The sequence below is a fragment of the Dactylosporangium cerinum genome, from assembly GCF_042653625.1.
In the GTDB taxonomy this organism is placed as follows: domain Bacteria; phylum Actinomycetota; class Actinomycetes; order Mycobacteriales; family Micromonosporaceae; genus Dactylosporangium; species Dactylosporangium cerinum.
This window is the reverse complement of the sequence record NZ_JBHSIU010000159.1, coordinates 1-517: the sequence shown is the minus strand read 5'-3', so window position 1 is coordinate 517 and position 517 is coordinate 1. Positions and strand designations below refer to the sequence as shown.

General features: G+C 68.1%; 1 pseudogene. It reads left to right on the top strand.

Features of this window, described 5'->3' with window-relative positions:
* Window positions 1-508, top strand: a pseudogene (locus ACFPIJ_RS64505) (hypothetical protein); the annotation flags it as partial.
* Window positions 509-517: the final 9 nt, after the last annotated feature.

Sequence of the window (517 nt, the reverse complement as noted above, 5' to 3'; positions counted from 1 at the left end):
GGACGCGCCCGCACCACGACCGGTCAACCTCGAGATGTTGCGAGCTGACCTCAACTCCGAGCAGCCCGCCACCGCGGCGCTGGCGGCGTTGCTCGCGTTCCACGCCGTGCGCATCAGTCAACTGCGCGAGCTGCGGCTCACCGACATCCGCGACGGCCGGCTCCACGTCGCCGACCAGATCATCCCGCTCGCCCCCGCCGTCCAGACGCGAGTGCGGGCATGGCTGGACCACCGGCAGAAGACCTGGCCGAACACGCCCAATCCTCACATGTTCATCCACGTCCGCAACGCGATCACCACACGACCGGTCACCAGCTGGTGGATCCGCCACCAACTGGGCACCGCCGGCCAGCACATCCGCACTGACCGCATCCTCGACGAAGCCCACGCCACCGGCGGTGACATCCGCCAACTCATCGACCTGTTCGGACTGTCCGTCGACGGCGCCAACCGCTACGTCGCGACCGTCACGACGGTCCGCAGTTCCCCAACCCCAGCATCCCGGTAAGCTCTTCAC